Origin of the sequence: Viridibacillus sp. NPDC093762, assembly GCF_050279675.1 — a bacterium.
GTDB lineage: Bacteria > Bacillota > Bacilli > Bacillales_A > Planococcaceae > Viridibacillus.
In genome coordinates, this window is record NZ_JBNNUK010000042.1 from 1 (window position 1) to 6,701 (window position 6,701).

Here is a 6,701-nt window from a genome sequence, read left to right on the forward strand (position 1 = left end):
CATCGACAAAGCATGCGTAATGAACGCGCTTCGCGATGTCTATACCAACGACGAGTGTATTATCAGTTACTTGATTAATTTTGTAATTCATTTTAGAATGCATTTAGGAGTCCTCCTTGTATATGATGGGTCAATGGTCGTTGACACTCAGCATCATACTAGAGGACTCTTTTTCTTTCAAGACCCTGAACATCTTTCAAACAGGAATGCTGCCCCTTTAGTTCAATAAGAAAAAAGCTTCACTCCTTCTTGAAGTAAAGCCCCCGTTAGCTCAATAAGGTTTCTCTAAATTAAAGTCCCATTGTTCTAAAGTTAAATAGCATTTATCAGGGACCGACTTAGCAATCTTCATAAACCTTTCCGAGCAAAGTAAAACCCAGGTGCTTTGTATTACAAATAAATCCCCTGGAGGAAGATTTTTTACTATGTGAATTCCTTTTTTATCATTCCAGCCTTTCGCATTACATTGATTACACTTAATAACAGGACCAGGACCCTTTTCACTGTTTAATTCAATTTCATAGTTTGGTTTTATCCGAAAGTAAGGTTCTGTAAAACCTCTTCTTCCATAGCTTACGACAGCCTCTTCTATAGAAAATCCGTGTAAATTATTATCCCTAAGATACTGAATGGCTTCCTTTGAACCAATAATTCCTCCAAGTGGTTCTATTAATCCGAAATTTTTATTAAATGTAGGTAAATAGGCTCCTAAGACACTTATATCAGTTTTATGTCTTCCGCATTTAGTACATTCTTCTGAACTTCTATAAATGGTATTACTATCATATATGGAAGGTGTATTTCTATTAGAGATTTTAAACAATTTGTCCATCAATATTCCCCTTTAACTATCTTACATAAAAAAGTTTACGCTATCTAACATTTAAAACCCTTCTTCCACTAAACTGCCCCGTTAGTTCAATAACGAAAAAAAGAGCTGCAAACGCAACTCAATGATCTTCAAGTAAAGCACCCCGTTAGTTTAATAAGAATTTTTTTCCTTCAAGAAATGCTACGTAAACATTTCTTCCTCTTCCAATTCAATAATCAAATCATAGGTATCATCATCATTTGTCTTATATATCTTCGTCCCTACCGGTAATTGAGTAGTTGCACCATCTTTAAACAAACACTTATTACTGGTTTGTCTAGTGATTCCGCCGAGTTCTAAGAAGACGAACGATCAATAATTGTACCAACTCTATAATAGATTATTTTTTCGTAAATTGCTTCTTATAATTATCTGTTAAAGGTATCAATTCACCATCTTCAATAACATAGATTTCATCACATAACTCTTCAATATCAGCAAAATGGTGACTTGTCAGTAATATGGTCTTCTGCTGTTGTTTTAAGTTTTTAATAATCTCTTTTACATCTTGGTATATTTTATAATCAAGTGCGTTGAAAGGTTCATCTAAAATCAAAATATCTTGATTTTCCATAATTGCCTGTGCAATTCCTAGCTTTTGTTTCATGCCCAAGGAGTAATCCTTTACTTTTGTTTTATTCTTGGGGTTCAAGCCAACTAATTGCATCGCTTCTTCAATCTGCTTATTGGTAATACGATTATTAATGGCTGCTAAAAATTGTAGATTTTTAAAGCCACTAAAAATTTCGATGTAGCCAGGCTCATTGATAAAGACACCTACACTTTCCGGGAAATCAATTTGCTCTCCTAAAACTTGCTGTCGTATTTTTACTTGCCCTCTTGTTGGCACCTCAAATCCACAAATCAATTTAAATAAAACTGATTTACCACTTCCATTACCACCAACAATTCCCACAGTTTGACCTTGTGCAATATTTAACTGAATATCTTTTAATACTTCGTGACCTGAAAATTCCTTTGATATATTTTGTAATTCAATTACCCATGTCATTCATTTCACCCTCGTTCAAAATATTTATATGTCTTCAATTTAATAATGCTAATCATACAGATGAGAACAATGAAACTAATACTCGCCATCTCTAACATCGTTCTTCCCATTTCCTCTATACGTGCTAATTGACCAACTCCTGCCACATTGTACGATAACCAACTGACTGGAAAAATATTAATGAGATATAAACTCATAGTAGCTAAAAATGACAATGTCACCCGATTGGTTACAATAAATAACGTGAATAATATAGTCATCATACAACAAAGTTCTAATGTCTTAATAAGGACTATATATATGGATAAATTCCAATCGATCATCAAACCCTTATCAAATAATATACCTATTATTAATAAAATAGTGACCGACAAGATAACATAGATAACTGCTAATAATAATATGTGTCCTAAAACGACCGTTCTCCATATTGATTTCTTTCGAATACGCATAAATACCGTCATATCTCTTGGATAACACCATGTCTGCAAAAACATACTGAACGTATAAATCGGAGTCCCGATATAAATCATTTGCTCCAACCATGTCATGACATGCATAGAACCTAGGGGTAATCCGTAAAAGAAACGGATAAAATAATTATTTAATGTTTCTTCACTAAAAGCTGCCTTTGACACCGCTAAAATTACTATGCTCGTACACCAAATCGATACTAATTTACGCGTCCATATGATGCGAGTGAAATAAAAGAATAATCCTTTTTCTAACTTATTAGAATGTGCTGGCGACCAGTACCAAAATCGTAAAATGCTAAAAATTTGCAAGAAACTTAGTATTACCATCGCCATAATTGTCACCCAAAGTACGTAATCTCCGGTAAAGTTATGATGTAACACTATATACCGATTAATCGTAACGAAAGGTATATTTCCCACCCAGGATACTTTGATAGATAATATCATGATTATGTATAGGAATCCGATACAAAAATAGGTAGCTTTCCTTGAGAAAAAATGAGCCATTGTCACAAATGTACATCCTATGAAACTATAACCTGCTACTAGAAATAGTACGGTATATAATACTCCTTGCAATGGGTTACTAAACGTACTAATGTAGTATTTCATCATATCTGCATCCAATGAGCTATTATTCCAGTCATTTCTCAAAGGTAAACCAATTGATACAGTTATTGAAATCATCGCGATTATTCCTACAAACATAAAAGAAAATAGTGTGGTTGCTAGCCATTTCGTTAATATAAAACGATAAAATTTTTTCATGCGGATCAGTTCGACCATAATTGGCTTACTATATAATTTTGATACACAAAGGAAAAAAACCGGTGTCATAATAAAAATTATGACATAATGATCCGTTATGAGATGAAGAACATACAAGCTAAAATTCCCTTGATACGTCTTGCGATCTGCTACCGCTGTTAGCGAGAAAATGGCTACTAATAGTAAAATAGCTTTCGTCATCAATAAATTTAAGTGCTGCCGAATGAGTATTTTCATACGTTCACCTATACTTCATAAATGCGTACATTTACCATTTTTCGTTTGTACACTATATATCCGAGAATAACTAATAAAAGCAAAACAGGTCCCGTAACAAAGCTAGCCCACGAAATAGATTCTGACCTTACACTTGACGGTTCAAATGCCGTAACCAATCGATATTTCTCAAGACCAAAAACTGACCAACAAAAATTCTCTAGTAACAAATAGACAAAGGGTCCTGTTAAAATAACAAATAAGTTTTTACTATATAAACTAAAAACGAACCCTAGCGTGGCAATCAATCCACCTATAATGCCTTTCCATAAACTCAATACAAGCCCATACATGAAAGGCTGTTCCACAAATTGCTCTCCAAAAATACGAGTTTGAACAATTCTACCCATTAATTCACCTGTCTCAGGATGAATCAATGTCAATTGGACTGTAATTGGTGGAACAACATATAATGCAACAAGAACGCTTATTATTGAAACGCAAAAAACAACTAAAAATCCGCTTCCTACACTTACAAGCCATTTCGAGGTTAAATATAGTTTTTTATTCACCCGTGGTAATGTATATTTGATAAACCCATTTTTACGCTCAAAATACATAAGCCAACCTGTTGGAATGACTGCAAGTAGCGGGAAAATCAAGTTAACAATCTCAAACCCCACCTCATATACTTCCAGTTGTGCCTCTAATGCATAATTTTTATAAATAAGTAATGTACAGATTGTAACAGCTATCGTAGCAAATGCTATTGTCACGTATACCGCTATGCTTACTTTTCGCCATTCATTCATGATTAACTGCTGCATAATTTATTCCTCCTTGCTGCCCTCACTATAACGAAGGAAGTTAACGGCTGCAATGGCCATAGAACAAAGAAAGGTTTTACAGGAACAAAATCATTTTCATTCCCGTAAAACCTTCGTTTATTCCTGAAATTGCAAACCAATTGTGACATAATTTTTTGTCTTCTGCTCATTTTTTAAAAGGATATGAGCCTTATATTGTTGGGCAATTTGTTGCACATTGTGCAATCCAAAACCTCGCACACCCTTCTTCGTTGAAAAGCCAATATCGAACATCTTTAGGAAATGCTCTTTTGAAATATAAGGTGATGGATTGCTTACTTGTATCACATATTGATTTTCTTCTTTCTTGAGTGTGACATATACAGTGTCGCCACTTTGACTAGCATCAAAGGCATTATCAAGTAGAATGCCGAGCACCTCAATTAAATCCACCTCTTCACAGGGCATATCATGAACCGAAATTGAATTATCTATCACTACATGAATCCCCATTTGTTCGGCTCTTTTTACTTTTGTATATAAAAAACCAGCTACAACTTTTTGATCCATCGTTAACAATTGTTGTTGATGAGATTGTAATTTAATATTTCCAGTGTAATGTGTGATTTCATACCTCGCCTCTTCTAGAGTATCAGCAGTTTGAAGAATACTTGTGATAGCCAACATTTTATTAGAAAACTCATGTTGTCTCGCACGAACCTCTATTACTAGATCGTCAATAATCGGTAAATATTTTTCTGTGGCTAAAATCCTTGCTTTCAATGCTTGTTGTTTCTTTTGTTCAAAAAATAACCATGATATTAATAAAAAGACAAAGATCGAGCCTAAAAGCATAAACCAACTACCAAATCGTGTAATTTCCGTTGTTTGAAATAGGTATATACCCATAAAAGCAAAAAAGAATATACTTATAAATAACTGCTGCATCAACGTCATTTGTTCAAATTGTGTAGAGGCAAAATATCGGCGAATGAAGAAAACAATACCTAGTGCTAATGCTAAGCTAATAAAATGATTCCACGCTATCTCTATCGGTAAAATCATTGTCAACAAGACTCCTTGTATTCGAACCATCATCCAGACCATTAAACTAAGCATTGTCATCAAAAGTATCGTTAAGTGACTGCGTTTAAATAAATAACTATTCGCTACTAGCGTAAGAAAACAAAAGCCAATAAGGCCAGGTAAATATTGTACAGGTAAAACCCCAAGTCCTTTTAGCGTCATTATTAACACTCGCTCATTGCTATCACTTATCAAACAAAACAAAGAAATTACAACCACCCAGAATACATGTGCCACTTTAAATTGGAGGGGGTCTCGGAAAAACAAACAGGTAATAAGCCAAAGAGCTAAAATATCTAATAGAACGCTCATGCTATTTCCCCCTTAAACGATATAATGACGATATTTTAATCCAATCGGAATAAGGGTATCTTCATCCCGTAACCGGATTGTTTGCTCCACTTTATCTATTTGTTCTACCATGTCCTGATTGATAATAAAGCTTTTATGCACTTGAATAAACCGATTATCTAGCTTTTCCATGATAGCCTTTAATGAATAACTGGAAATCATTTCTTTCATTAAGTTTCCATCGCGTTTTATATGTAAAAAGATCTTTTTACCAAAAGATTCGATATACAATAAATCTTTTAATTGATACTCAAAGATAAATCCTTTCTGTTCAATACGGAGCTTTTTCTCATCAATCTGAATATGTGATAAATACTGTAGGACATCCTGAATCACCTTTTGACATTCTAACTGCGTAAACGGCTTCACTAAGTAATAAAAACATTTTAGCTCTCGGTATGCATACAATTCTTCTGTTAAAACAGCCGTTTCAAAAACAATAGGGGTATACATATAAGTAGGCATTGTGCGTAACTGTTTGACTAAATCCGTTCCTTTGTAATCAACCAGCTGAATATCGACAATAAAAAAATCCATTTCAATATTTTTTGCCAAATTTAAAGCTTCTGCCGCACTTTCTGTATGATAAATTTTAAATTCTTGTGGTAGTATTTCTAATGTATTTTTTAAAAACTTTTGTATAGCTTGATCATCTTCAATAATTAATACGTTCATTACAATCACTCCTCTAATGAGTATGCTACATGAGTTAAATTATTTAATGTATAGAGCTAAAGAGGGCTAATTGAGTAATAACATTTAAAAACTCAAAATCGTATTAACCATACTTTAATTATAACCAGATAAAAACAATTGGTGGTAGAAAAAAACAATTTTCATACCACCAATTTATAACTAGCAAATTAATAAATACACCAACTGGTAAAGGTACTAATTTTTAAAAACTCAGTGATTCACTAACTTATAATCAAAATATGAGGGTTCCTGTTTAACTCATTCATTTTACATAAAATACTGATTATTTCGGGAAGCGAATCTTCAACTAAACTGCCCCGTTAGTTTAATAAGGCTTTCTTAGAAAAACCATACAGTTCTTTGTACAACTGCTACCAGAGAATTTTAAATTCTACCTGTTTGCAGTGCAATCACCCAAT

The 6,701-nt window shown here is 33.5% G+C and carries 6 protein-coding genes; all 6 read right to left on the minus strand.

Translation table 11 applies throughout. The annotated features are described in order from the left end of the window. Positions 1-271: 271 nt before the first annotated feature. Complete coding sequence (locus ACQKM9_RS21615) at positions 272-832, minus strand: hypothetical protein (RefSeq protein ID WP_427736535.1); 561 nt, start codon at positions 830-832, stop codon at positions 272-274. Positions 833-1,211: 379 nt separating this feature from the next. Further along, positions 1,212-1,883: an ABC transporter ATP-binding protein gene (locus tag ACQKM9_RS21620; protein ID WP_427736536.1), complete on the minus strand. Its 672-nt coding sequence runs from the start codon at positions 1,881-1,883 to the stop codon at positions 1,212-1,214. A 5-nt stretch (positions 1,884-1,888) separates the two neighbouring features. Then, positions 1,889-3,328, minus strand: a complete 1,440-nt coding sequence (locus ACQKM9_RS21625) for a hypothetical protein (RefSeq protein WP_427736537.1) — start codon at positions 3,326-3,328, stop codon at positions 1,889-1,891. Between the two features lie 44 nt (positions 3,329-3,372). Continuing rightward, the gene (locus ACQKM9_RS21630; protein WP_427736538.1) at positions 3,373-4,170 is read right to left on the minus strand and encodes a hypothetical protein; all 798 of its coding nucleotides are present in this window, start codon (positions 4,168-4,170) and stop codon (positions 3,373-3,375) included. A gap of 117 nt (positions 4,171-4,287) precedes the next feature. After that, the gene (locus ACQKM9_RS21635) at positions 4,288-5,547 is read right to left on the minus strand and encodes a sensor histidine kinase (protein WP_427736539.1); all 1,260 of its coding nucleotides are present in this window, start codon (positions 5,545-5,547) and stop codon (positions 4,288-4,290) included. Positions 5,548-5,559: 12 nt separating this feature from the next. Further along, positions 5,560-6,261, minus strand: coding sequence for a LytR/AlgR family response regulator transcription factor (locus tag ACQKM9_RS21640; protein ID WP_427736540.1), 702 nt, complete (start codon positions 6,259-6,261; stop codon positions 5,560-5,562). Positions 6,262-6,701 lie beyond the last annotated feature (440 nt).